28 protein-coding genes are annotated in these 23059 nt (G+C 60.1%); 11 read left to right on the top strand and 17 right to left on the bottom strand.

What is annotated here, in order from left to right:
* Positions 1-74 precede the first annotated feature (74 nt).
* Positions 75-620 (top strand): gamma carbonic anhydrase family protein, encoded by a 546-nt coding sequence (locus tag M5B98_RS25675; RefSeq protein WP_085647197.1) that lies wholly within the window; start codon positions 75-77, stop codon positions 618-620.
* A 28-nt stretch (positions 621-648) separates the two neighbouring features.
* Positions 649-1299 carry an HAD family hydrolase gene (locus tag M5B98_RS25670; protein WP_248744366.1) on the top strand — a complete coding sequence of 217 codons (651 nt, stop codon included), beginning with the start codon at positions 649-651 and terminating at the stop codon, positions 1297-1299.
* A 3-nt stretch (positions 1300-1302) separates the two neighbouring features.
* Here M5B98_RS25670 and M5B98_RS25665 read toward each other — a convergent pair whose 3' ends face one another.
* Positions 1303-2388: an aminopeptidase gene (locus M5B98_RS25665; protein ID WP_248744365.1), complete on the bottom strand. Its 1086-nt coding sequence runs from the start codon at positions 2386-2388 to the stop codon at positions 1303-1305.
* 59 nt (positions 2389-2447) lie between these two features.
* Here M5B98_RS25665 and M5B98_RS25660 point away from each other — a divergent pair, with 59 nt between their 5' ends.
* Together M5B98_RS25660 and M5B98_RS25655 are read left to right on the top strand one after the other, a co-directional pair.
* On the top strand, positions 2448-2870 hold the full coding sequence (locus M5B98_RS25660; protein ID WP_085733829.1) for a hypothetical protein: 423 nt from the start codon (positions 2448-2450) through the stop codon (positions 2868-2870).
* Positions 2871-2910: 40 nt separating this feature from the next.
* Positions 2911-3330: a hypothetical protein gene (locus M5B98_RS25655; RefSeq protein WP_085713013.1), complete on the top strand. Its 420-nt coding sequence runs from the start codon at positions 2911-2913 to the stop codon at positions 3328-3330.
* A gap of 6 nt (positions 3331-3336) precedes the next feature.
* Here the strand turns inward: M5B98_RS25655 and M5B98_RS25650 are convergent, their stop codons facing one another.
* Together M5B98_RS25650 and M5B98_RS25645 are read right to left on the bottom strand one after the other, a co-directional pair.
* Complete coding sequence (locus M5B98_RS25650) at positions 3337-3576, bottom strand: DUF1161 domain-containing protein (RefSeq protein WP_248744364.1); 240 nt, start codon at positions 3574-3576, stop codon at positions 3337-3339.
* Positions 3577-3678: 102 nt separating this feature from the next.
* On the bottom strand, positions 3679-4110 hold the full coding sequence (locus M5B98_RS25645; RefSeq protein ID WP_248744363.1) for an OsmC family protein: 432 nt from the start codon (positions 4108-4110) through the stop codon (positions 3679-3681).
* A gap of 243 nt (positions 4111-4353) precedes the next feature.
* Between M5B98_RS25645 and M5B98_RS25640 the strand changes: the two genes are divergently transcribed.
* Positions 4354-5355, top strand: a complete 1002-nt coding sequence (locus M5B98_RS25640) for an LLM class flavin-dependent oxidoreductase (RefSeq protein WP_248744362.1) — start codon at positions 4354-4356, stop codon at positions 5353-5355.
* Positions 5356-5432: 77 nt separating this feature from the next.
* Here the strand turns inward: M5B98_RS25640 and M5B98_RS25635 are convergent, their stop codons facing one another.
* Entirely contained in the window at positions 5433-5657 is a 225-nt protein-coding gene (locus M5B98_RS25635) for a DUF1161 domain-containing protein (protein ID WP_085713011.1), read from the bottom strand.
* A 125-nt stretch (positions 5658-5782) separates the two neighbouring features.
* A complete protein-coding gene (locus tag M5B98_RS25630) occupies positions 5783-5998 on the bottom strand; it encodes a dodecin (RefSeq protein ID WP_003220389.1) in 216 nt (71 codons plus the stop codon).
* A gap of 156 nt (positions 5999-6154) precedes the next feature.
* On the opposite strand from M5B98_RS25630, the gene M5B98_RS25625 reads away from it, so the two are divergent.
* Positions 6155-6481, top strand: a complete 327-nt coding sequence (locus tag M5B98_RS25625) for a DUF883 family protein (protein ID WP_007953918.1) — start codon at positions 6155-6157, stop codon at positions 6479-6481.
* Here the strand turns inward: M5B98_RS25625 and M5B98_RS25620 are convergent.
* A complete protein-coding gene (locus tag M5B98_RS25620; protein WP_248744361.1) occupies positions 6454-7371 on the bottom strand; it encodes a LysR family transcriptional regulator in 918 nt (305 codons plus the stop codon). The two genes, M5B98_RS25625 and M5B98_RS25620, sit on opposite strands and share 28 nt — an antisense overlap.
* Positions 7372-7483: 112 nt before the next feature.
* On the opposite strand from M5B98_RS25620, the gene trpB reads away from it, so the two are divergent.
* From trpB to M5B98_RS25605, 3 genes are all read left to right on the top strand, one after another.
* Positions 7484-8716, top strand: a complete 1233-nt coding sequence (gene trpB, locus M5B98_RS25615) for a tryptophan synthase subunit beta (protein WP_114880912.1) — start codon at positions 7484-7486, stop codon at positions 8714-8716.
* Positions 8716-9528: a tryptophan synthase subunit alpha gene (gene trpA, locus M5B98_RS25610; RefSeq protein WP_248744360.1), complete on the top strand. Its 813-nt coding sequence runs from the start codon at positions 8716-8718 to the stop codon at positions 9526-9528. The genes trpB and trpA overlap by 1 nt, the downstream gene beginning before the upstream one ends.
* A 120-nt stretch (positions 9529-9648) precedes the next feature.
* Positions 9649-10092: an anti-virulence regulator CigR family protein gene (locus M5B98_RS25605; protein ID WP_114880913.1), complete on the top strand. Its 444-nt coding sequence runs from the start codon at positions 9649-9651 to the stop codon at positions 10090-10092.
* 69 nt (positions 10093-10161) lie between these two features.
* On the opposite strand, the gene M5B98_RS25600 is transcribed toward M5B98_RS25605, so the two are convergent.
* The 11 genes from M5B98_RS25600 to M5B98_RS25550 all read right to left on the bottom strand — a co-directional run bounded on the left by M5B98_RS25600 (position 10162) and on the right by M5B98_RS25550 (position 20276).
* Entirely contained in the window at positions 10162-12123 is a 1962-nt protein-coding gene (locus M5B98_RS25600) for a DUF4105 domain-containing protein (protein ID WP_248744359.1), read from the bottom strand.
* Positions 12120-12440 (bottom strand): DUF2388 domain-containing protein, encoded by a 321-nt coding sequence (locus M5B98_RS25595; RefSeq protein WP_065260625.1) that lies wholly within the window; start codon positions 12438-12440, stop codon positions 12120-12122. Before M5B98_RS25595 ends, M5B98_RS25600 begins: the two co-directional genes overlap by 4 nt.
* Positions 12441-12468: 28 nt before the next feature.
* Complete coding sequence (locus M5B98_RS25590) at positions 12469-12777, bottom strand: DUF2388 domain-containing protein (RefSeq protein ID WP_248744358.1); 309 nt, start codon at positions 12775-12777, stop codon at positions 12469-12471.
* A gap of 107 nt (positions 12778-12884) precedes the next feature.
* Entirely contained in the window at positions 12885-13202 is a 318-nt protein-coding gene (locus M5B98_RS25585; RefSeq protein WP_085713004.1) for a DUF2388 domain-containing protein, read from the bottom strand.
* Positions 13203-13337: 135 nt separating this feature from the next.
* Positions 13338-13547, bottom strand: coding sequence for a DUF1127 domain-containing protein (locus M5B98_RS25580; protein ID WP_248744357.1), 210 nt, complete (start codon positions 13545-13547; stop codon positions 13338-13340).
* 258 nt (positions 13548-13805) lie between these two features.
* Positions 13806-14021 carry a DUF1127 domain-containing protein gene (locus M5B98_RS25575; protein WP_003220409.1) on the bottom strand — a complete coding sequence of 72 codons (216 nt, stop codon included), beginning with the start codon at positions 14019-14021 and terminating at the stop codon, positions 13806-13808.
* 321 nt (positions 14022-14342) lie between these two features.
* The gene (locus M5B98_RS25570; RefSeq protein ID WP_248744356.1) at positions 14343-15836 is read right to left on the bottom strand and encodes an acetyl-CoA hydrolase/transferase family protein; all 1494 of its coding nucleotides are present in this window, start codon (positions 15834-15836) and stop codon (positions 14343-14345) included.
* Positions 15837-16051: 215 nt separating this feature from the next.
* Entirely contained in the window at positions 16052-17485 is a 1434-nt protein-coding gene (locus tag M5B98_RS25565) for an NAD(P)(+) transhydrogenase (Re/Si-specific) subunit beta (protein ID WP_134828664.1), read from the bottom strand.
* Complete coding sequence (locus tag M5B98_RS25560) at positions 17485-17805, bottom strand: NAD(P) transhydrogenase subunit alpha (RefSeq protein ID WP_003220416.1); 321 nt, start codon at positions 17803-17805, stop codon at positions 17485-17487. The genes M5B98_RS25565 and M5B98_RS25560 overlap by 1 nt, the downstream gene beginning before the upstream one ends.
* 15 nt (positions 17806-17820) lie before the next feature.
* On the bottom strand, positions 17821-18942 hold the full coding sequence (locus tag M5B98_RS25555) for a Re/Si-specific NAD(P)(+) transhydrogenase subunit alpha (protein WP_011331831.1): 1122 nt from the start codon (positions 18940-18942) through the stop codon (positions 17821-17823).
* Between the two features lie 434 nt (positions 18943-19376).
* Positions 19377-20276, bottom strand: coding sequence for a LysR family transcriptional regulator (locus M5B98_RS25550; RefSeq protein WP_007953904.1), 900 nt, complete (start codon positions 20274-20276; stop codon positions 19377-19379).
* A 158-nt stretch (positions 20277-20434) separates the two neighbouring features.
* Here M5B98_RS25550 and M5B98_RS25545 point away from each other — a divergent pair, with 158 nt between their 5' ends.
* Together M5B98_RS25545 and M5B98_RS25540 are read left to right on the top strand one after the other, a co-directional pair.
* Positions 20435-21616 (top strand): acyl-CoA dehydrogenase, encoded by a 1182-nt coding sequence (locus M5B98_RS25545; protein ID WP_064379316.1) that lies wholly within the window; start codon positions 20435-20437, stop codon positions 21614-21616.
* A 13-nt stretch (positions 21617-21629) separates the two neighbouring features.
* Complete coding sequence (locus M5B98_RS25540) at positions 21630-22850, top strand: CaiB/BaiF CoA transferase family protein (RefSeq protein ID WP_248744355.1); 1221 nt, start codon at positions 21630-21632, stop codon at positions 22848-22850.
* Positions 22851-23059 lie beyond the last annotated feature (209 nt).

Genomic DNA, 23059 nt, shown 5'->3' with positions numbered 1-23059 from the left:
TGGAAGAAACATGCGCCCATCTTAATTACAATCGACACCCACCGCAGCTATCGGCGACAGAGAGAGAACTAATCGTGTCCCTTCGCAAGTACCAGAATCACACCCCACGCTTGAGCAAAGGCGCTTTTGTCGACGGCTCCGCGGTGGTGATCGGCGACGTCGAAATCGGCGAAGACAGCTCCGTGTGGCCGCTGACGGTGATCCGCGGCGACATGCACCGGATCCGCATCGGCGCGCGCACCAGCGTGCAGGACGGCTGCGTGTTGCACATCACCCACGCCGGCCCGTTCAACCCGGACGGTTTCCCGCTGCTGATCGGCGATGACGTGACCATCGCCCACAAGGTCATGCTGCATGGCTGCACCGTCGGCAGCCGCGTGCTGATCGGCATGGGCAGCATCGTCATGGACGGCGCGGTAGTCGAGGACGATGTGATCATCGGAGCCGGCAGCCTGGTACCGCCGGGCAAGCGCCTGGAAAGCGGGTTCCTGTACGTGGGCAGCCCGGTGAAACAGGTTCGCCCGCTGACCGATAAGGAAAACGCCTTTTTCACCTACAGCGCGGCGAACTACGTGAAGCTCAAGGACCTGCATCTGGCCGAAGGCTACGACCAGCTCTGAATTTTCTCTCTATTGCCCGGGATTTTTCATGCATTACCAGACCGTACTGTTCGACCTCGATGGCACCCTGACCGATCCGCGTGAGGGCATCACCCGCTCCATCCAGTTCGCCTTGGCCAAACTCGGCATTGATGAGCCGGACCTGACCAAACTGGAACACTTCATCGGCCCGCCGCTGTTGCAGGCATTCATGCAGTTTTATGGATTCGATGAAGCCAAGGCCTGGGAGGCGGTGAATTTCTATCGCGAGCGCTTCAAGGTCACCGGTCTTTACGAGAACCGGGTGTTCGAGGGCGTCACGCCGTTGCTGGAAACCCTGAGTGGCCAGGGCCGGCAGCTTTACATCGCAACGTCGAAGCCGTGGGTGTTCGCCCGGGAAATCGCCCGGCACTTCGATTTCGCCAAACACTTCAGGGTGATCTACGGCAGCGAACTGGATGGCACCCGCACCAACAAGGTCGAGCTGATTGCCCACCTGATGGCCGAAGAAGGGCTGGACCCGGCGAGCACGCTGATGATCGGCGACCGCAAGCACGACCTGATCGGCGCCCGCAGCAACGGTCTGGATGCGGCTGCCGTGGGTTATGGCTTCGGTAGTCATGAAGAGCTGAGCGCCGAGGCGCCGGCTTATCATTTTGAAACCCTGGCTGAGTTGCATCAGGCGTTTTTGCAGCGCTGATCGTCAATCGGAGCGAAGGGCGGCCAGCTCACGCAGGGCTGCCTTTCGCTTGTCAGTCGGCAATCCGCCCAGTTTCTCCACCTGTGCATAGAACTTCTGCCAATCCCCGCCCACCTGCCTGAACAGGGCAGCAAACGCCGGCACCCACTGGTCATACAGCCCGAACGGCAACAATCGCGCATTGTTCAGCGGCGCATTGACCCAGGCGTCATAACGCTTGTCCCCGGCCCACTGGCTGTCGCGCATTTCCCGATAGTCCCGGCGAAACCGTTCGAACTCGGCGGCCTTGCGTTCGCGCATTTGCTCGACGGGCATCTGTTGTGTGTACAGCTTTTCCAGCCGGGCACGGGTATCGAGGATCAGTTGAATGAACTGATCGCGGCGTTTGAGCTGGGCATCGTTCTCTGGTGGCAAGCCACGAAACGCCCGCCACTGCCGGGTGCCTTCCTGCTCGACAAAGGTGGCATAGGACTCGTTGAACTCGGTGTCGTCCTTCACATAGAAACGTTGATGGCCGAGTTCATGGAAGATCAGCGTGGCCAGGCGTTCATCGCCCCAGCCCATCATCGAGTTGAGGATCGGGTCGTTGAACCAGCCCAGGGTCGAATAGGCTTCTACGCCGCCGATCGACACATCCATGCCTTGCAGGCGCTGGATCGCTGCCTCGCCTCGCGCGGCACTCTGGCTGTAGTAACCGCGATAGGCCACGCACCCGGCAATCGGGAAGCAGTGGTTCTGCGGGCTCAGGGAAAACTCCGGGGTGGCGAACACGTTCCACACCACGTACGGCCGGTGGATGTCGGCGTACAGGCGATAACTCTGGTTATCCGGCAGGTGCAGGTGTTGGCTGGCGAAATCCCGAGCCTTTTGCGATTGGGCCAGGTGGGCGCGCAGCGTTGCGTCGCGGTTCGGGTCGGCAATCACCTTGGCCACGGGCTCCCGCGCCCGCAGCAATTGCAGCTGACCGCCGGCCAGTTGGCTGTAATAGCTGACGCTGGAACAACCGTTGAGCAACAAAAACAACACACCCGGAAACAAAACCCGCAAAACGCGATCAAGTAACCCAAGGCTTGGAAACGGCCTGATCACAATAAGAACATCCCTGGAAAGTCTGATCGCAAGACTATCCCGCCCATTGGAGCTTCGCCATGCGCATCTTGATACTGACGGGAGGCCTGCTGACGCTGGCCGGTTGTGCCGGATTCGGAATGCCTTCGCCTGACCCCACACAAGCCTGGATCGATCTGGACGCCCGGCAGCAGGACACGGCGCTGCAAGCGCTGGAAGTCGACAGGAAGGCCGCCGTCGACAAACGTTACTTCGAGGTACAACCCGGCAGTCATGAACTGAAGGTGCGCTACCAGTTTCCGGTGGAAGCGACCAACATCGGCCCGGACGCCGAGCCCCTGTGGCGCGATTGCCAGTTGAGCCTGAAATTCACGGACTTCAACGCCGGTCAGCGCTATCAGTTGCAGGCTGGTTACATCGGTTTCCGGCCTTGGGCCAAGCTCTATGACCAGCAGAAAAATGTAGTCGGCCAGGGCAAGCCGGCAGGCTGTCAGCGTACCTGATCGGCGTTATGCTGGATGTCCGAATTCACGGACATTCATCATGCGCAAGTCAATGCTGTTGCTGGTTGCCGGTGTGCTCGCCGGTTGTCAGACGCCGATGCCCCCGGTCGACCCCAACATGGCCTGGGTTGAGTTCTCGACGCCGACCCCGGGCGGAAAACTGCTGATGGCCGAACGTCTCGACAAGCAGCGCCTGACTGACGGACGTTTTTTCCAGGTAACGCCCGGCAGCCATGAGTTGCTGGTGCGTTTCGATTTCGAGGCACCCGGTGGAGGAGCTGGGATGTTGAACGACCCTGTGGAGCGCCTGTGCTACCTGACCATCCGCTTCGATCATTTCGAAGCGGGTCAGCGGTACGTGCTGGAGGGTCGCTCCCTGATGTTTACTCCCAGTGCCCGGCTGTATAACGCCAAGCGGGAAATCGTCGCCGAGGATCGCGACACCTATTGCGCCATCTAGCGTGAATCAGCTGTCGTTCTTCTGGTAGATGATGGCTTTGGTGCCGTTCTCGCAAGTGCCGACGATCATGGCGACGTCGTGCTTTTCGGCTTCCTCTTTGGAGACTATCTCCAGCGTGTAGGAAGGCACGGCATTCGCCTGAATCTTGATTTCGATCTCTTTCCTGAGTTCTTCGCAATCTTTGGGTGTCGCAAAGGCCGAAGTTGCCAGCACGCCACAGATAACCGCCAAAGCAAAACGTTTCATGGTTGAAGCTCCTGGGAGCAGTGCGCACGACGATGCGCGAAAGCTGCTGTCATTTATTCGACCACATTTTTGCCTGGCGGGTTCTGATTCTGCTCAAGTCGATCAGTTGACCAGCGACGCATCCAGGCTGATCTTCGCATTCAATACCTTCGATACCGGGCATCCTTCCTTGGCCTTGTTGCTCAGTTCTTCGAACTGCGCCTGGGTGGCACCGGGAATCTTCGCCTTGAGAATCAGCTTCACTGCAGTGATCGCGAAACCGCCGTCAACCTGATCAAGGGTGACTTCGGCCTGGGTATCGATGCTGTCGGCCTTGAGCCCGGCGTCACCGAGGATCATCGAGAACGCCATGGAGAAACAACCGGCATGGGCCGCGCCGATCAGTTCTTCCGGGTTGGTGCCCTTGCCGCCCTCGAAGCGGGCCTTGAAGCCGTATGGCGCTTCCCGCAGGACGCCGGTTTCGGTGGAGATCGAGCCGATGCCGGTTTTCAGGTCACCTTCCCAATGTGCGGATGCCTTCTTCACGATAGCCATGTGTGCCTCCTTCAATTCGGGCGCGAAAGGCCGCGCCGTCGTGGTTTTTGCCTGCAAGGCTTCTGAGGATAGACGCCGGAACAAAGTTCAGCCCGGCTGAATCGTTGACTTTTTTAGTAGGAAATTTCGGATCGGCTATTGAAACTCGGGTATATGCCCTTATTGCAGAGAACACGCTTATGAATTGGGCAGGTTTGCGTTCGTCAGGAACAAACCGGCGCCCTCAATCGGAGATGCAGGTTCATGAAGCAACTGTCCGACGTAAAGTTTTCCACCCTCGATCTGGTGCCGGTGCGCGAGAACGGCAGCCCGGCCCAGTCGCTGCGCAACTCGCTGGATCTGGCGCAGCATGTCGAGAGGTTCGGCTACACCCGGTTCTGGGTCGCCGAGCACCACAACATGGATGGCATCGCCAGTTCTGCGACTTCGGTGTTACTGGGCTATCTGGCCGGCGGTACCTCGACCATCCGTGTCGGCTCCGGTGGCGTGATGCTGCCCAACCACGCGCCGCTGGTGATTGCCGAGCAGTTTGGCACCCTTGAAAGCCTGTATCCGGGGCGGATCGACCTCGGCCTGGGCCGTGCGCCCGGCTCCGACCAGATGACCGCCCGCGCCTTGCGCCGAGAGCGCTCCGGCAGTGCCGACGATTTCCCTGAAGACGTGGCCGAGCTGGTGCGCTTCCTCGGCCCGCGAACGCCGGATCAACGGGTGATCGCGATGCCAGGCACTGGTACCAATGTGCCGATCTGGCTGCTCGGCTCCAGTCTGTTCAGTGCGCAATTGGCCGGCGAGCGCGGTTTGCCCTACGCCTTTGCCTCGCATTTCGCACCACGCTTCATGCACGAGGCGATCCGCGTCTACCGCAATCACTTCAAGCCATCGGCGGTGCTCGACAAGCCGTACGTAATGCTTGGCGTACCGCTGGTGGCGGCCGACACCGATGAACAGGCCGATTACCTGGCGACCTCGGTGTACCAGCGAATTCTCGCGCTGATGCGTGGGCAAAGTCTGGTGCAGCGTCCGCCGGTGAAAACCATGGATGGCCTGTGGCTGCCTCATGAGCGTGAGGCGGTGGGCGATTTCCTCGGTCTGGCGATGGTCGGCAGCCCGCAGAAAATCCGCGCGAAACTGGAAGTGCTGGTCGAACAGACCCAGGCCGACGAGCTGATTTTTACCTGCGATCTGTACGAACACGCCGATCGCCTGCATTCCTACGAGTTGCTGGCACAGGTGATGAAGGGCTGAAGTCCGATAGGTTGCACAAAGATAGCCGTGCAAAAAAAAGCCGACGCACTGCGTCGGCTTTTGCATTTCAGGCGCGATCAACCGCGTTTGTAGACGATTTCCTTGGTGCCGCCCTCGCACTTGCCGACGACCTTGCCGCCCGCTGCTGCACCTTTATCGACGATTTCCAGCGAATAACCGGAGACGTGTTTCGCGTCCAGTTTTGCCGCGATCTCGGCTTTCACTTCTTCGCAAGGCTTGCCGGCAGCAAACGCACCACCCGCAAGGCTCAACAAACCTACTGCCAATATGAACTTCTTCATCGGTCGCACTCCCTGGTCGGATTAAAAGAGGCGGGCATCAAGTTCACTCGATGCGTCCACCCTGTAGCGCTTTGCCATTCCTATGGCATTCGGCCAGCGCGCAAGTTCAGAAGCGTAGCCCAAACTCAGCTGCTGGCAATCCGGAACCCGACTTTCAGGGTCACTTGAAAGTGGGCAGCCTTGCCGTCCTTGATGTGGCCACGGGTATCGACCACTTCAAACCATTCCAGATGCTTGATGCTCTTGTTGGCCTCGGCCAGTGCATTGTTGATGGCGTCTTCGATGCTGCTGGTGGACGAACCGACCAGCTCGACTTTCTTGTAGGTGTGATGGTCACTCATGGCGATCTCCTTGACGTGTGGATTTGAGCCTAGCAGCGATTTGCGCTGTTGATTTCGGTCGCCGGGAGAAACCGGAGTTCAGATTTTCTGCACTTTCCAGAACCGGTGAAGTCCCAAACAACACACGCCACTCATCACCAATGCAGGAGAGCCACCATGGCCAACACCTCTTTACGCAAAGCCTCGTTGCAAAGCATGGAAGCGGAGATCGAGAGTCTGCTCAAGTCGTTGGAAAGCCTGAAAGACGACGCTTCGGACGAGTCGCGCAAGACCCTCAAGGCGCTCAAGGGCAACGCCGAAAGCGCGCTGAAACATTCGCGCAGCCTGCTCAGCGATGCCTACGAAGAAGTCAAAGTCAAAACCCGCGAGACCGGGATCGCCACCCGCGATTACGCGCAGGAACATCCATGGACGACCGCCGGTGTGGCGGTCGGTGCGCTGGGTCTGCTGGCCGCTTACTTGCTGTTCAAGCGCGGCGAGTGATCCGCCTGGCGCAGCTCGTTCCTGAGCCACTGCGCCAATTGCCGGGCGCGCCCGTCCGCGGCGCGCTTGGGTAGCCACAACGCCAGTTGCGCCGGGGTTTCGCAAAAGCCCCATGGCGCGACCAGGCGCCCGGCCTTCAAGTCTTCGGTCACCAGCGGTTCCGGCGCGATTGCCACGCCCAACCCGGCGACGGCCGCTTCCAGCAAGTAATACAAATGCTCGAAACCTTGTCCCAGCTTCAACGCCTTGGCGTCGAGGCCGTTTTGCTGTGCCCAGATCGGCCAGGCTTGTGGGCGCGAAGTCGTGTGCAGCACGGGCTCGTCGAGCAAGGCCGCGGGCGGTGCTGATTTCAGGTGTTCGTAACCGCTGAACAGCGGGCTCATGACCGGCCCGATGCGTTCGCTGGCCAGCTCATAGACCTGCATGTCGGCCGGCCACGGCGGTTCGGCGAACAGCAGCAGCGCATCCAGTCCCGGGCGGCGCGGGTCGAGATCGCCTTCACCGGCGGACAAGTGCAGACGCAAGTCCGGCAGATCGGCATTCAGCCTTCCCAGTCGTGGAATGAACCAGCGCGCGAGCAGGCTGCCCGAGCAGCCGAGCACGAACGGCGCGTCGGCGGTGCTTTGGGTCAGCTCGGCGCAGACGCTGCGCAAGCGGTCGAACGCCTCGCCGCTGGCGTCGCGCAGACGGATACCGGCATCTGTGAGTTTCAAGCCGCGACCATCCTTGACGAACAGGCTGACACCGAGGTGCTCTTCCAGCACCTTTAGCTGGCGGCTGACCGCACCGTGAGTGACGTGCAGTTGCTCGGCAGCCTGGCTGACGCTGTTCAGCCGGGCGGTGGCTTCGAAGGCGCGCAGGGCGTTCAGCGGGGGAAGGTCATGGCTCATGATATGTGTGAGTTTTTCTGACAGGTTGTGGCGATCTTATCGGTTTTCAGCCTGGAAGGTGAGGGGTAGAGTGAACGCCATTGTCTTCTCGTGAAATCCGCTGGAGCGAACCATGACCCAGACTTCGAACACCTCCGATCTGCGTAACGGCCCTGACGCCAACGGCCTGTTTGGCTCGTTCGGCGGCCGTTACGTTGCCGAAACCCTGATGCCGTTGATCCTCGATCTGGCCCGCGAATACGAAGCGGCCAAGGAAGATCCGGCGTTCAAAGAGGAACTGGCCTACTTCCAGCGCGACTACGTCGGACGTCCAAGCCCGCTGTATTTCGCCGAGCGCCTGACGGAGTTCTGCGGTGGCGCCAAGATCTACCTCAAGCGCGAAGAGCTGAACCACACCGGCGCGCACAAGATCAACAACTGCATCGGCCAGATCCTGCTGGCGCGGCGCATGGGCAAGAAACGCATCATCGCCGAGACTGGCGCCGGCATGCACGGTGTGGCCACCGCCACCGTGGCTGCGCGTTTCGGTCTGGACTGTGTGATCTACATGGGCACCACCGACATCGAGCGCCAGCAGGCCAACGTGTTCCGCATGAAGCTGCTGGGCGCCGAAGTGATCCCGGTGGTCGCTGGCACCGGCACCCTGAAAGACGCGATGAACGAAGCGCTGCGTGACTGGGTGACCAACGTCGACAGCACCTTCTACCTGATCGGCACCGTGGCCGGCCCGCACCCTTATCCAGCCATGGTTCGCGACTTCCAGGCCGTGATCGGCAAGGAAACCCGCGAGCAGCTGCAAGCCCAGGAAGGTCGCCTGCCGGACAGCCTGGTGGCGTGCATCGGCGGTGGCTCCAACGCCATGGGCCTGTTCCACCCGTTCCTTGACGACAAGAGCGTGGAAATCATCGGCGTCGAAGCCGCCGGTTACGGCATCGAGACCGGCAAGCACGCAGCCAGCCTCAACGGCGGTGTACCGGGTGTGCTGCACGGCAACCGTACCTTCCTGCTGCAGGACGACGATGGCCAGATCATCGACGCCCACTCGATTTCCGCCGGCCTCGACTACCCAGGCATCGGTCCTGAGCACGCCTGGTTGCATGATATCGGCCGCGTCCAGTACACCTCGGTGACCGACGACGAAGCCCTCGCTGCGTTCCACCAGTGCTGCCGCCTCGAAGGCATCATCCCGGCACTGGAAAGCGCCCATGCCCTGGCCGAAGTATTCAAACGCGCACCGAAGCTGCCGAAGGATCACCTGATGGTGGTCAATCTGTCTGGTCGCGGTGACAAAGACATGCAGACCGTCATGCACCACATGGAACAATCGCAGCAGGAGAAACACTGATGAGCCGCCTGCAAACCCGCTTTGCCGAACTCAAAGAACAGAACCGTGCCGCGCTGGTGACTTTCGTTACCGCCGGTGACCCGGATTACGACACCTCGCTGGCAATTCTCAAAGGCTTGCCGAAAGCCGGCGCCGACGTGATCGAACTGGGCATGCCGTTCACCGACCCGATGGCCGACGGCCCGGCGATTCAGCTGGCGAACATCCGTGCTTTGGGCGCCAAGCAGAACCTGATCAAAACCCTGCAAATGGTACGCGAGTTCCGCAAGGACAACAGCGACACGCCGCTGGTGCTGATGGGCTACTTCAACCCGATCCACAAGTTCGGCGTCGAGCGCTTCATCGCCGAAGCCAATGAAGCCGGTGTTGACGGCCTGATCGTGGTCGACATGCCGCCGGAGCACAACTCGGAGCTGTGCGACCCGGCCCAGGCTGCAGGCATCGACTTCATCCGCCTGACCACGCCAACCACCGATGACGCACGTCTGCCGAAAGTGTTGAACGGCAGCTCCGGCTTCGTTTACTACGTGTCGGTCGCCGGTGTGACCGGTGCCGGTGCCGCGACTCTGGAGCACGTCGAGGAAGCCGTGGCGCGCCTGCGCCGTCATACTGACCTGCCGATCAGCATCGGTTTCGGTATCCGTACGCCGGAGCAAGCCGCGTCCATCGCGCGTCTGGCCGATGGTGTGGTGGTGGGCTCGGCACTGATCGACCACATCGCCAACGCGACCACTCCGGCTCAGGCCATTGATGGCGTGCTCAGCCTGTGCTCGGCGCTGTCCGAAGGCGTGCGTAAGGCCCGCGTCAGCTGAAGGTAAAGTTCCTGATACAGAGGAATTAGCGCCTCGCCACATAGACTAAATGAGCAAGACCGAGGGATTCAGGACCACGTTCTGAATCCCTTTTTGCTGTCAGTGCAGTGAGGAAAACCCATGAAAATGCCGAAACGTCTGATTGCCAGTCTGGGCGTGCTGATGATCAGCGCCACGCCGCTGCTGGCCAGCGCCGACCCACGCGACGATCACGACCACGGCGGCCCGCAACAGGGCCATTACGACGATCGCGGTGGCGACCATCATGATTGGCAAAGCAGCCACCGTGGCGGCCCGCCACCACGTGACTTCGGGCCGGTGCGCCAGGTAATCCGTGACAATCACGGCTACTTCGTTCGCGGTGCGCCGCCACCTCCAGGCATTCGCCTGGAACGCGGTCGGCCGTTGCCCCACGGTTATTACGGCGAGCGGCTGGATGCTCGGGCTTTGGGGCGTTTGCCGGTGTATCCTGGCTATGAGTGGCGTCGGGCCGGTGGCGATATCGTGTTGATCGCAGTCGGTACCGGGATCGTCTACGAAATTCTGGATGGCGTTCTGTACTGATTTGCAGGCAATAAAAAAGACCACAGCCTTTCTCAGGCTGTGGTCTTTTGTTTTTCAGGGCCGTTGTTTTCAGGGCAGTTCCAGGCCACCCGAGGCTTTGTGCAGTTTGCGCAAATGCTCGCCGATCTGCTTCACGTTGGCCTCGTTGGCGGCAATCTCTGCCGCTCGCTTCGGTTCCAGCAGCGCACGCACTTCCTTGTCCAGATCACCGCTCAGCACCAACAGCTGTTTCTGGCGCTGACTGCTTTCGGCTTCCAGCCGGCTGAATTCGCTCGGTTGCGGCAGGCCGTAACCGCGAGAGTCGAGCAGCTCCGCCGGGCGGCTGAGGAAGCCGCTGTTGGCGAGGATCTGCTGCAGCGTCGCGTTGGCTTTATCCATACCGCCGTTTTCCAGCTCCCGGGCGCCGAGGTAGCGTTGCTTGACCTCATCCTGGGCCAGCAGCAACTGGCGACGGAAACTCGCCTGTTCCAACAGCAGCAACGCAGCGCTGGTACGCAGGTCGGCGCGTTCGAACCATGGCCGTCGTTCTTCTGCCGACAGCGACAGCCACTCCTCGACGCTGGTCTGCTTGATCGGCAATTGCTTCTTCAGCACATCAAACATTGCCTGATAACGATCACGGAACGAGTCGAAACGATACCCCAGACGCAACGCCTCTTTGGGGTTATCCAGCACGCTGGTATCCGCCAGGCCCCGGCCCTTGAGCACTTCCAGCAGGCCGTTGGGCATGATGCTGTCGAGGCCGACAAGCTGCGAATTGTTGCTGCCGCTGCGCAGCAGTTTCAGGCTTTCCACCGCGCAGTTGTTGGACAGGAAGAAGTAGTTGCCGTCGTAGCTCCAGTGCATTTCGGCGGCGTGTTCGACCACGTCTTCGATCTCGCTGCGCGACAGGTTCAGCGGCACCGAGGCGAGGCTGCGCAGTTCGGTCTTGGTGTACTCGTCGATCACCTGCGCCAACGGCAGGACAAACAGGCGCGACGGATATTTGCCGACCAGTCCGTCCCAGCTCGACAGCTGCACATCGCCGACGAATGCGCGGTAAGACAGCACCAGATGCTGGTCCAGATCCAGTCGGCAGTCCGGCCCGCGCGGCCGGCCCGGTGCACAGATCACCAGGCGCAACATGCTGTGTCCCCAGCGACTGACCCAGTTCTGATTCGCTTCGGCCAGCAGGTAGTCGATGGCGTAGACCCGTTCCGGATCGACCTGGCCCAACGGCTGCTTGGCAAAGTCGTTGCCGGCATTGAGGAACGCGAAGGATTTGGCGCAGGTGTCTTTTTCCGGCGGTGCCCAGCCGAAGTGTTCCTTGTAATAACGGTACAGCGCCGGACGGCGGCAGGCGTAACTCGGGTCGAGGAGGAAGTACTCCATGTTGACCGCGACGAACTCCTTCGGACTGGAGATCTCGTACAGGTCCGGGCTGCGGGCGATCTGGCGGTTGTGCTGTTCACGTTCGCCACGGCGACCGACGTATTGCTGCCAGCCAGCGAGGTCGAGCAGGCGCGGGTCATCGCTGAGGGTGAAGCGCCGGTCGTTCTGGCCTCGGCACTCGTCCGGCAGGCCGACCAGTCCGGCACTGTTGTTGCGGCGGGTGCAGCGCTGGATCAGCGTGCGTTCGGCGGCTGGCCACAGGCGTGCGCGATCATAAATGTGGGTGATTTCGTGCAGCACCGTGGCCAGCAATTCCTGGCGCACGGTGCCGTGGGGGCGACTGGTCTTTTGTTTGGCCGCGCTGCCGTCGGTGAGACTGGCGAGCAGTTTGCGGTTCAGGTCCAGCTCGGAAACAAGAGCCGCCTCACCGTAGGCATTGTCGGGCATCTCGTCGGTCCAGCCGACATCGATGCGTCGATCCAGGCGTTCGATGAAGCTGGGCGGCAGTTTCTGCATCGCTTCATCGAGCAGCGCCTGGCTGGCCTGTTGTTGGGCGGGGCTCAGACCGTCGGTCTTGAGCCGCAGTTGCAGGCTGGCGTGGGCGTTGCTGCCGATCAGCAGCAGCGCCCCGGCCAGCAGCCAGGCGCTGAGAGATTTCACAATGCGAGGATGGCTTCGGCGAGTACCTGGTCACTGGCGTCGCGGGCTTCCGGCACGCGGGTGCGCAAGGTGTTGAGGGCGGCTTCCAGGTGTGCGCCACGGATATCACCGTTGCTGGCGACGAAGCTGGCGGCGTCGTCGTGGGCTTCGCGGATGATTTTCGAATCGCGGATCGACGTGGTGGTGTCGGACGTGAAATCGATGGTGCGCTGGGAGGCACGAACGATGATGTTACTGGTGGCTACCAGGGTGTGCGCCTGGGCCATATCGGCCAACAACAGCAGGCCAAGGGCGGCAGCAATCAGCGGGCTACGCATGGAACGACTCCGAAGGGGACAAGAATAACTATTGGACGAGAATTGCCTGTGCCAGTTCAAGGTCGCTTACATGAAGTTTTGGCCGGGATTTACGCAGGTAATGCAGTGCGGATTCCAGCTGGGCGCCTCGTAATTGGCCGTCACTGGCAACGAATGCCGCAGCATCGTCGTGGGCGGCGAGCACTAGTTTACGGTCGAAAGGCGCGGAAGACACCATGCTGGTGGCGTAACCGCTGACGACGGTGTTTTGCGTCGAGACGTCAAAGGCATCGACCGAGGTCGCCCAGCAGGCAGTGAGCAGAACAGAAGGGATAAGCAGATTTTGATAAAAACGCATGGGTCTCAGGAGCTGTTAGCGAGTCCCAAGGCTAGCGCAATGCCCGGTCCAGAGCCAGCGGCGAAACATCGGGACACGGCTGGCGTGTCCCTTACAGCAACGTCGAATCAGATCGCCAGGATGGCTTGTGCCAGTTGTGCGTCGGTCGCATTCAGTTGCGGTGCCTGATGGCGGATGAGGTCCAGGGCACTTTCCAGTTTCACGCCGCGAATCTGGCCTTCGCTGGCAACGAAGCTGGCAGCGTCGTCACGGGCAGCGATCACGACTTTGTTGTCACGCAGAGAAGAGCTGACGTCGGAAGTCGCGTCCGAAGAGGACTTCAGCGCGCCAACAACGGCGTCGGTGGTCACAATGAAGCTGGTAGCGCTGGCATTGGCAGCCACGGCCAGCAGGGCGGCAGCGCTGAGCAGGCGAAGACGGGACATGGTGTAACTCCTCTGGAAATTTCGTATTGAGAGGTGGCTTGGTGTCTGGGGAGTCAGACGCCAGTCGCACGGCATTCGCCACGTTCTGCCCGGATATTAGGCCTGTGTGGGAGGTTTCGCACAGAGGGCAAAATGCTAGCGCCAGAAGGGTTTCTCCAGCTCGTTCAGTCGATCCGCGTGGCTGAGGCCGAGATCGGCGAGTTCCCGCCCATCGAGTTGAGCCAGCAGGCGCCTTGTCCTGGCGCGCTCCAGGCCTTGCCAGAAGCCTTTGAATAGCCGCCGTAGAAGACCGCAGCCGGGAGAGTGATCGACCGTAACTGCTGAAACATCCTGTAAGTGATTCATGACGTCTTCCTTATGTCAGTGGAGGAGAAAGGTCATGTTGATCTCAATGCAGTGAGCTCGGCAGATACACCGCGGCAAAATTGTACTGGTCCAGTTTTGATTTCATCTGAACTGTACCTGTCTACGATGCAGGCACCTGTATCGCATGTTTTTCGCCCCCCAAAACGACAAGACCCGTCGCGGTTTCCCGCGACGGGTCTTGTTTGTTCAATTCGGGTTGCTGGCGGTGGGTCTGGCGACCAGAGCCAGCGACGCTACTTAGCGCCAGAACGGCTTGCTGAGCTCTTCGTAGCGTTGTGCTTCGCTGATACCGGCGTCAGCCAGCAGACGCGAATCCAGACGAGCCAGTTGGTGGCGGCTGGAGATGCGGCGCTGCCACAACATCAGGTTGGCGATAACGCGCAGAGGCAGGGAAGCCTGGGTTTTTGCAGCTTTGTCTTCGAAGAACAGTTCGGAACTGAGTGTACGTTCCATGGTTGACATCCTTCCGCTTGTGGCGGGATCAGGTAGTGGTTTAACTGGTGCCCATGATCCTCTCGTTTGGCCAGACTCTCTAGATACAGTTCACTTGTATTGTGAGTGACCAGTTAACTGTTTATAGGGGGTGTACGGGTCAAAATCGCGCAAACTGTACCTGTCTGCGCCTATTTGGTGCATTTTTGCTCGATTCGATGATGCGAGTAGGCAAAAGCTGTAGGAAAAGACCGGTACAGCAGTACAGTTTTTGACGGGAGCGGAGGTTTTCAAATTTCCGCTGACGAAACTGTGTTTGCGCCAGCGGAATATCTGTGCGGATCAAGCCTTCAGCATGTGCCCGGTTTCTTCCAGATTGATGTGCCAGCTCAGGGCGTCGCGCAGAATGTGCGGGGTGTGGCCGCCGATGGCGCAGGCTTTGTCGAAGTAGTCATTCAGCGCCTGGCGGTAATCCGGGTGCACACAGTTGTCGATGATGACCCGGGCGCGTTCCCGTGGCGCCAGGCCGCGCAGGTCGGCCAGACCTACCTCGGTCACCAGGATGTCGACGTCATGCTCGGTGTGGTCGACGTGGCTGACCATCGGCACCACGCTGGAAATCGCGCCACCCTTGGCGATCGACTTGGTCACAAACACCGCCAGGTGTGCGTTGCGCGCGAAGTCGCCCGAGCCACCGATGCCGTTCATCATCCGCGTGCCGCAGACGTGGGTGGAGTTGACGTTGCCATAGATGTCGAACTCGAGCGCCGTGTTGATGCCGATGATGCCCAGACGCCGAACCACTTCCGGATGGTTCGAGATCTCCTGCGGGCGCAGCACCAGTTTGTCCTTGTACTTTTCCAGGTTGCCGAACACGTCGCTGTTGCGCCGTTCCGACAGGGTGATCGAACTGCCCGAGGCGAAGCTCAGCTTGCCGGCGTCGATCAGGTCGAAGGTCGAATCCTGCAGCACTTCGGAGTACATGGTCAGGTCTTCGAACGGCGAATCGATCAGCCCGCACATCACCGCGTTGGCAATGTTGCCGATCCCGGCCTGCAACGGGCCGAGCTTGTTGGTCATGCGTCCGGCATCGACTTCCTGCTTGAGGAAGGTGATCAGGTGATCGGCGATGGCTTTGGTGTCGACATCCGGCGAAGACACGGTGGACGGCGAATCCGGCTGCTGGGTGATGACGATGGCGACGATCTTCTCCGGCGGGATCGGGATCGCGGTGCTGCCGATGCGGTCGTCAACTTTTACCAGCGGAATTGGCGTGCGGGTCGGGCGATAGGTCGGGATATAGATGTCATGCAGACCTTCGAGGTTGGCGTTGTGCGCCAGGTTGATCTCGACGATCACGTGTTTGGCGAAGATCGCGAAGCTCGCCGAGTTGCCCACCGACGTGGTCGGCACGATATGGCCCTGTTCGGTGATGGCCACGGCTTCGATCACCGCGATGTCCGGCAGCTTCAGTTGCTGGTTGCGCAGTTGCTCGACGGTTTCCGACAGGTGCTGGTCGATGAACATCACTTCGCCAGCGTTGATCGCCTTGCGCAAGGTGCTGTCGACCTGGAACGGCATGCGCCGGGACAGGACGCCGGCCTCGGTCAGTTGCTTGTCGAGGTCGTTGCCCAGGCTGGCACCGGTCATCAGGCTGATCTTCAGCGGCGTGACCTTGGCTCGCTCGGCCAGTGCATGGGGAACGGCCTTGGCTTCGCCGGCGCGGGTGAAGCCGCTCATGCCGACGGTCATGCCGTCCTCAATCAGCGCAGCGGCGTCGGCGGCGCTCATCACTTTATCCAACAACGAAGGCAGGCGAATACGGTCACGGTACATGGATTATTTTCTCGGGCAGCGAGTAGCAGGATGCGCAGTCTAGTGAATTTCGCGGGCGCCTGTCCCGCTACCAAGGTCGCAAACGAGGCGTCTATTTAGCGGGTTTCAAGTAAAACACCGTTACCGGATCTGCAACAACGCGGCAAATTGTCCGACGGTTTTTGCAAACAAAAACGCCCCGACAAGTCGGGGCGTTTGGTACAGCAGCGAGCGATTTACTCGACCGCTTTGACCATGTCTTCGATGACTTTCTTCGCGTCGCCGAACACCATCATGGTCTTGTCCAGGTAGAACAGTTCGTTGTCCAGACCGGCATAGCCGCTGGCCATCGAGCGCTTGTTGACGATGATGGTCTTGGCCTTGAACGCTTCGAGGATCGGCATGCCGGCAATCGGCGACTTCGGATCGTTCTTGGCGGCCGGGTTGACCACGTCGTTGGCGCCGAGCACCAGCACCACGTCGGCCTGGCCGAATTCGGAGTTGATGTCTTCCATCTCGAACACCTGGTCGTACGGCACTTCGGCCTCGGCCAGCAGTACGTTCATGTGGCCAGGCATCCGACCGGCCACCGGGTGGATCGCGTACTTCACGGTCACGCCGTGGTGGGTCAGCTTCTCGGTCAGCTCTTTCAATGCGTGCTGTGCACGTGCCACCGCCAGACCGTAACCCGGCACGATGATCACGGTGTCGGCGTTGGTCAGCAGGAAGGTTGCGTCGTCAGCCGAGCCGGATTTCACCGGACGGGCTTCTTTCTCGCCAGCAGGACCGGCGTCCGCGGTATTGCCGAAACCGCCGAGCAGTACATTAAAGAAGGAACGATTCATCGCCTTGCACATGATGTACGAGAGGATCGCACCGCTCGAACCCACCAGGGAACCTGCAATGATCAGCATCGAGTTGTTCAGCGAGAAGCCGATACCTGCCGCCGCCCAGCCGGAATAGCTGTTGAGCATCGATACCACCACCGGCATGTCGGCGCCGCCGATCGGGATGATGATCAGCACGCCCATGACGAAGGCCAGGGCCAGCATCAGCGCGAACGCGGCCAGGTTGCCAGTCAGCATGAAGGTGATGCCGAGGATCAGCGTCGCCAGACCCAGCACAGCGTTCAGCTTGTGCTGACCACTGAACTGTACCGGTGCACCCTGGAACAGGCGGAACTTGTACTTGCCCGACAGCTTGCCGAAGGCGATCACCGAACCGGAGAAGGTGATGGCACCGATGGCTGCACCGAGGAACAGCTCCAGACGGTTGCCCGCCGGGATCGAGTCGCCCAGTTGCTTGACGATGCCCAGCGACTGAGGCTCGACCACCGCAGCAATGGCGATGAACACCGCTGCCAGGCCGATCATGCTGTGCATGAACGCAACCAGTTCCGGCATCTTGGTCATTTCAACGCGCTTGGCCATGATCGAACCGGCGGTGCCGCCGATCAGCAGGCCTACGATCACGTAGCCAATACCGGCGGTGGCCAGCTCAGCCCCGAGCTTATAGATGAGGCCGATGGTGGTCAGGATTGCCAACGCCATGCCGAGCATGCCGAACAGGTTGCCGCGGCGCGACGTGGTCGGGTGCGACAGACCTTTGAGGGCCTGGATGAAGCAGATCGACGCGATCAGGTAGAGCGTCGTGACGAGGTTCATGCTCATTACTTAGGCGCCTCTTCTTTTGCTTTCGGGGCTTTCTTCTTGAACATCTCAAGCATGCGGCGGGTGACCAGGAAGCCACCAAACACGTTGACTGCAGCCAGTGCCACGGCGAGGGTGCCCATGGTCTTGCCCAGCGGGGTGACGGTCAGTGCGGCCGCGAGCATGGCGCCGACAATCACGATCGCCGAAATGGCGTTGGTCACCGCCATCAGTGGCGTGTGCAATGCGGGTGTAACGTTCCAGACCACGTGGTAACCGACATAAATCGCCAGCACGAAGATGATCAGGTTGTAGATACCGGGGGAGATAAGCTCTTCCATCGTCTGAATCCCTGCTTAGGCGTTTTTGCGGATGACTTGGCCGTCGCGGCACATCAGGCACGCGGCGACGATGTCGTCTTCGAGGTTCACTTCGAACTGGCCTTCTTTAGTGAAGACCAGCTTCAGGAAGTCCAGCAGGTTGCGTGCGTACAGCGCCGAGGCGTCAGCGGCGACTTCACCGGCAAGGTTGGTCGGGCCGACGATGGTCACGCCGTTCTCGATCACGACCTGATCTGCCACGGTCAGCGGGCAGTTGCCACCCTGGGCAGCAGCGAGGTCAATGACCACCGAACCGGGTTTCATCTGCGCCACAGTGTCCGCGCTCAACAGGGTCGGTGCCTTGCGGCCCGGGATCAGTGCGGTGGTGATGACGATGTCAGCCTGCTTGGCGCGCTCGTGCACGGCCTGGGCCTGACGTTGCATCCAGCTCGCCGGCATCGGACGTGCGTAACCGCCGACACCGACCGCGCATTCGCGTTCTTCATCGGTCTCGTAAGGCACGTCGACGAATTTGGCGCCGAGGGACTCGATCTGTTCCTTCACGGCCGGACGTACGTCGGACGCTTCGATGACGGCACCCAGACGTTTCGCCGTGGCGATCGCCTGCAACCCGGCCACACCGGCCCCCAGAATCAGCACGCGCGCCGCTTTCACGGTGCCCGCAGCGGTCATCAGCATCGGCATGAAGCGCGGATAGTAGTGAGCGGCCAGCAACACCGCCTTATAGCCGGCAATGTTCGCCTGGGATGACAGCACGTCGAGGCTCTGGGCCCGGGACGTACGTGGCGCCGCTTCCAGGGCGAACGCGGTAATCCCGCACTCGGCCATCTTCGCGATGGTGTCGTTGTTGAACGGGTTGAGCATGCCCACCAGCACCGTGCCGCGCTTGATCAGCGTCAGTTCGGCATCGCTGGGTGCGACCACTTTGAGAATCAGCTCGGCGCCAAACGCGTCATTGGCACTGCCAATGGTTGCGCCTGCCGCTTCATAGGCACTGTCGACAACGCTGGCTTTAACGCCCGCGCCGGTTTGCACAGTGACCTTATGACCTTGGCTGATCAGCTTTTTAATGGTTTCCGGGGTTGCAGCAACCCGTGTTTCACCGGTCTGGGTTTCGAGAGGAACACCAATGTGCACGTCAAATCTCCTGCGTGATCTTATTGAGTAAACCCATGCACTACGGATGGTGCGACTGGGGCGGCCGATCAGCACGATCCCGCCGAATCAGGGCGGGGCGCGGCATTTTGCAGGCGAAGTTTATGCCCTTCAAGGGATTATGACGGGTGACGGAAAATTAACTACAAGTCATCCCGTGACCGAATGTCGCAGATGACCAGTTGAATCCCTTGCAGGCCGTGCCTTTCAAGGAGTCTGGATGAATTTGAAGAATTTTCTCATCGGTGACGTGAATAGGCCGCAATGAGTCGCGAATGAGGGCGCAAAGCCACGTCAGCAGGCGCTTGTGGGACGTCTGTACGACTTTCGGATACAGTCTGTCGATTTGCGACAAATAGTTATATCTGTAGGGCTTTGAATATCCTGACTACGGGGTTAGTAATCGCTGAAAGCCTTTATCCTTCTAGGTTGTAGCTGTGTGCCTGGTTCACCAGCCAGTCGCGAAATGCCTTGAGTGACGCGGATTCGACCTTTCGCTCCGGAATCATCAGGTAATACGCCTTGATGCTGGAGAGTGCATTCGGGTTGGCTATCACCAGGCGTTTCTCGGCCAATTCGCGCTGGATCAGGAACGGTGGGATCAACGCGATCCCCATGTCATGCATGGCCGCCTGGGCCAGCATGGAGAATAGCTCGTAGCGCGGACCTGTCATGTCGCGGGGGATGTTCAGGTGCTGCGAGTTGAACCACTGTCGCCAGGCGTAGGGGCGGGTGGTTTGCTGGAGGAGAGGGAGATCGGCGATTTCATCGGGTGTCAGGTGAGTTTTGTTGCCGAGCAGGGCGGGGCTGCACACCGGCATCGGATTCTCACCCATCAGTCTGTGGGATTCGGTACCCGACCAGTCGGCGTCGCCAAAGTAGATGGCCGCATCGAAATCGGTGTCGGCAAACAGGAAGGGGCGGGTGCGGTTGGTCAGGTTGACCGTGACCTCCGGATGTTTGAGCTGGAAGTCCTTGAGTCTTGGCAGCAGCCATTGCGTGCCGAAGGTCGGCACCACGGCGAGCTCGATCACGTTGGTGCCTTGCTGGCCCATCACTGAAAGCGTGTCGCGCTCAACGGCATCGAGTTGGGTCGCTACTCGGCGGCTGTAGGAAAGACCCGCTTCGGTCAGCTTCACTCCGCGTCGCGAGCGTCGGAAGAGTTCGACACTGAGGAAGTCCTCAAGGCTGGCGATCTGTCGGCAGATGGCGCCCTGGGTGAGGGAAAGTTCTTCGGCGGCCTTGGTAAAGCTCTCGTGACGAGCGGCTGCCTCGAAGCTGATCAGGGCGGTGGTGCTGGGTATCTTGCGGCGCATGTACGTCAACCTCACTAATACGCCGCATATAAGGCACTTGGCGACGTTTCGGAGTGAGAAATTAGCACAACAGGATGCAAAATCCTCGTTTGCCGGGATGGCGAAGCGGGCCTAGGATCAATGCCACGTTAATTCACCCGATTTGCGAGGACTCACTCATGGGCGGTAAAGCTAGCTTCAACTGGATCGATCCACTGCTGCTGGATCAACAGCTGACTGAAGAAGAACGCATGATCCGCGACACTGCCGAGCAATTCGCCCAGCAGAGCCTCGCTCCACGCGTCCTCGAAGCCTTCCGCCATGAGAAGACTGACCCGGCGATCTTCCGTGAGATGGGTGAGGTTGGCCTGTTGGGCGCGACCATCCCTGAACAGTACGGTGGCAGCGGCCTCAACTATGTCAGCTATGGCCTGATTGCCCGTGAAGTCGAGCGCGTGGATTCCGGCTACCGTTCGATGATGAGCGTGCAGTCTTCGCTGGTGATGGTGCCGATCAATGAATTCGGTACCGAAGCACAGAAACAGAAGTACCTGCCGAAACTTGCTTCCGGCGAGTGGATCGGCTGCTTCGGTCTGACCGAACCGAACCACGGTTCCGACCCGGGCGCGATGATTACTCGTGCACGCAAAGTCGAAGGCGGCTACAGCCTGACCGGTGCCAAGATGTGGATCACCAACAGCCCGATCGCCGATGTGTTCGTGGTCTGGGCCAAGGACGACGCCGGCGATATTCGCGGCTTTGTATTGGAGAAGGGCTGGAAAGGCCTGAGCGCTCCGGCGATTCACGGCAAGGTCGGCCTGCGGGCTTCGATCACTGGTGAGATCGTCATGGACAACGTGTTCGTACCGGAAGAAAACATCTTCCCGGACGTGCGTGGTTTGAAAGGTCCGTTCACCTGCCTCAACTCTGCACGTTATGGCATCTCCTGGGGAGCGCTGGGCGCGGCCGAGTTCTGCTGGCACACCGCTCGCCAGTACACTCTGGATCGTCAACAGTTCGGTCGTCCGTTGGCCGCTACTCAGTTGATCCAGAAGAAGCTGGCTGACATGCAGACCGAAATCACTCTGGCACTGCAAGGCTGCCTGCGTCTGGGTCGCATGAAAGATGAGGGCACTGCTGCGGTTGAAATCACTTCGATCATGAAGCGCAACTCTTGCGGCAAGTCTCTCGAGATCGCTCGTATGGCGCGTGACATGTTGGGCGGCAACGGCATTTCCGATGAGTTTGGGGTGGCTCGCCACCTGGTCAACCTGGAAGTGGTGAATACCTATGAAGGTACTCACGACGTCCACGCGCTGATCCTTGGTCGTGCGCAGACCGGCCTGCAGGCGTTCTATTAATAGGAGAGCGACCATGGGCGCGCTGTCGCATCTGCGGGTGCTGGATTTATCTCGAGTGCTGGCTGGCCCGTGGGCTGGCCAGATCCTGGCCGACCTTGGGGCGGAAGTGATCAAGGTCGAGCGCCCGGGCAATGGTGACGACACTCGTGCCTGGGGGCCGCCCTTCCTCAAAGACGCCTATGGTGAGAACACCAGCGAGGCGGCTTATTACCTGTCGGCAAACCGCAACAAGCAATCTGTGACGATTGATTTCACGCGTCCCGAAGGTCAGAAGCTGGTGCGAGAGCTGGCAGCCAAGTCGGACATCCTGATCGAGAACTTCAAGGTCGGTGGGTTGGCGGCTTATGGTCTGGACTATGAGTCGCTGAAGGCGATCAATCCGGATCTGATCTACTGCTCGATCACCGGTTTCGGTCAGACCGGACCGTATGCCAAACGCGCAGGCTATGACTTCATGATCCAGGGGCTAGGCGGGCTGATGAGCCTGACCGGGAGGCCTGAGGGTGATGAGGGTGCCGGGCCGGTGAAAGTGGGTGTGGCGCTCACGGATATCCTCACGGGGCTGTATTCGACGGTGGCGATCCTGGCAGCGCTGGCTCACCGTGATCACGATGGTGGCGGTCAGCACATCGATATGGCGTTGCTGGATGTGCAGGTGGCTTGTCTGGCTAACCAGGCGATGAACTACCTGACGACGGGCAATGCGCCAAAGCGGCTGGGCAATGCGCATCCGAATATCGTGCCGTACCAGGATTTTCCTACGGCTGATGGTGACTTCATTCTAACGGTGGGTAATGACGGGCAGTTCCGCAAGTTTGCCGAAGTGGCGGGGCAGCCGCAGTGGGCCGACGATCCGCGTTTCGCGACCAATAAGCTGCGAGTGGCGAACCGGGCGGTGTTGATTCCGTTGATCCGTCAGGCGACAGTCTTCAAGACGACCGCCGAGTGGGTGGTTCAATTAGAGCAGGCGGGTGTGCCGTGTGGGCCGATCAATGATCTGTCGCAGGTGTTCGAGGATCCGCAGGTGAAATCTCGCGGGTTGGCGATTGAGCTGCCTCATGCGTTGGCAGGGATGGTGCCGCAGGTGGCCAGCCCGATTCGGTTGTCTCGGACGCCTGTGGAGTATCGTCGTGCGCCTCCTTTGTTGGGCGAGCATACGCTGGAGGTTTTGCAGCGGGTGTTGGGTCTGGGAGCGGGGGCGGTGGCTGCGATGAAAGAGGATGGGGTGCTCTGATGACTTCTTCTATATAGAAGGGGCGAATCTTTCTCCTCTATATAGAAAGAATCGGGTGTTCTCTGACCTATCGGCAAGTTATTGAAAGAAAAGCGAAATTAAGGGTTGACGGCAGATTCTGGAGGCCTATAATTCGCCCCACTTCCGGCGCAGTCGAAACGGAAAACTCCTTGAGATTCAATGAGTTATGTAAGTTTCGAGCGCGGGTC

The organism is Pseudomonas sp. MWU12-3088, from assembly GCF_023242405.1.
Lineage (GTDB): Bacteria > Pseudomonadota > Gammaproteobacteria > Pseudomonadales > Pseudomonadaceae > Aquipseudomonas > Aquipseudomonas kribbensis.
This window is presented reverse-complemented; position numbering and strand designations above follow the sequence as displayed.

What these genes read in the sequence shown, in the direction of transcription:
- M5B98_RS25640 (WP_248744362.1), top strand. Translation starts at nt 4,354, where the DNA reads ATGAAGCAACTGTCCGACGTAAAGTTTTCCACCCTCGATCTGGTGCCG.
- M5B98_RS25540 (WP_248744355.1), top strand. Translation starts at nt 21,630, where the DNA reads ATGGGCGCGCTGTCGCATCTGCGGGTGCTGGATTTATCTCGAGTGCTG.
- M5B98_RS25655 (WP_085713013.1), top strand. Translation starts at nt 2,911, where the DNA reads ATGCGCAAGTCAATGCTGTTGCTGGTTGCCGGTGTGCTCGCCGGTTGT.
- M5B98_RS25645 (WP_248744363.1), bottom strand. Translation starts at nt 4,110, where the DNA reads ATGGCTATCGTGAAGAAGGCATCCGCACATTGGGAAGGTGACCTGAAA.
- M5B98_RS25585 (WP_085713004.1), bottom strand. Translation starts at nt 13,202, where the DNA reads ATGTCCCGTCTTCGCCTGCTCAGCGCTGCCGCCCTGCTGGCCGTGGCT.
- M5B98_RS25650 (WP_248744364.1), bottom strand. Translation starts at nt 3,576, where the DNA reads ATGAAACGTTTTGCTTTGGCGGTTATCTGTGGCGTGCTGGCAACTTCG.
- M5B98_RS25605 (WP_114880913.1), top strand. Translation starts at nt 9,649, where the DNA reads ATGAAAATGCCGAAACGTCTGATTGCCAGTCTGGGCGTGCTGATGATC.
- M5B98_RS25575 (WP_003220409.1), bottom strand. Translation starts at nt 14,021, where the DNA reads ATGGAACGTACACTCAGTTCCGAACTGTTCTTCGAAGACAAAGCTGCA.
- M5B98_RS25560 (WP_003220416.1), bottom strand. Translation starts at nt 17,805, where the DNA reads ATGGAAGAGCTTATCTCCCCCGGTATCTACAACCTGATCATCTTCGTG.
- M5B98_RS25595 (WP_065260625.1), bottom strand. Translation starts at nt 12,440, where the DNA reads ATGCGTAGCCCGCTGATTGCTGCCGCCCTTGGCCTGCTGTTGTTGGCC.
- M5B98_RS25630 (WP_003220389.1), bottom strand. Translation starts at nt 5,998, where the DNA reads ATGAGTGACCATCACACCTACAAGAAAGTCGAGCTGGTCGGTTCGTCC.
- trpB (WP_114880912.1), top strand. Translation starts at nt 7,484, where the DNA reads ATGACCCAGACTTCGAACACCTCCGATCTGCGTAACGGCCCTGACGCC.
- M5B98_RS25590 (WP_248744358.1), bottom strand. Translation starts at nt 12,777, where the DNA reads ATGCGTTTTTATCAAAATCTGCTTATCCCTTCTGTTCTGCTCACTGCC.
- M5B98_RS25660 (WP_085733829.1), top strand. Translation starts at nt 2,448, where the DNA reads ATGCGCATCTTGATACTGACGGGAGGCCTGCTGACGCTGGCCGGTTGT.
- M5B98_RS25625 (WP_007953918.1), top strand. Translation starts at nt 6,155, where the DNA reads ATGGCCAACACCTCTTTACGCAAAGCCTCGTTGCAAAGCATGGAAGCG.
- M5B98_RS25670 (WP_248744366.1), top strand. Translation starts at nt 649, where the DNA reads ATGCATTACCAGACCGTACTGTTCGACCTCGATGGCACCCTGACCGAT.
- M5B98_RS25580 (WP_248744357.1), bottom strand. Translation starts at nt 13,547, where the DNA reads ATGAATCACTTACAGGATGTTTCAGCAGTTACGGTCGATCACTCTCCC.
- M5B98_RS25635 (WP_085713011.1), bottom strand. Translation starts at nt 5,657, where the DNA reads ATGAAGAAGTTCATATTGGCAGTAGGTTTGTTGAGCCTTGCGGGTGGT.
- M5B98_RS25570 (WP_248744356.1), bottom strand. Translation starts at nt 15,836, where the DNA reads ATGTACCGTGACCGTATTCGCCTGCCTTCGTTGTTGGATAAAGTGATG.
- trpA (WP_248744360.1), top strand. Translation starts at nt 8,716, where the DNA reads ATGAGCCGCCTGCAAACCCGCTTTGCCGAACTCAAAGAACAGAACCGT.
- M5B98_RS25545 (WP_064379316.1), top strand. Translation starts at nt 20,435, where the DNA reads ATGGGCGGTAAAGCTAGCTTCAACTGGATCGATCCACTGCTGCTGGAT.
- M5B98_RS25550 (WP_007953904.1), bottom strand. Translation starts at nt 20,276, where the DNA reads ATGCGCCGCAAGATACCCAGCACCACCGCCCTGATCAGCTTCGAGGCA.
- M5B98_RS25565 (WP_134828664.1), bottom strand. Translation starts at nt 17,485, where the DNA reads ATGAGCATGAACCTCGTCACGACGCTCTACCTGATCGCGTCGATCTGC.
- M5B98_RS25620 (WP_248744361.1), bottom strand. Translation starts at nt 7,371, where the DNA reads ATGAGCCATGACCTTCCCCCGCTGAACGCCCTGCGCGCCTTCGAAGCC.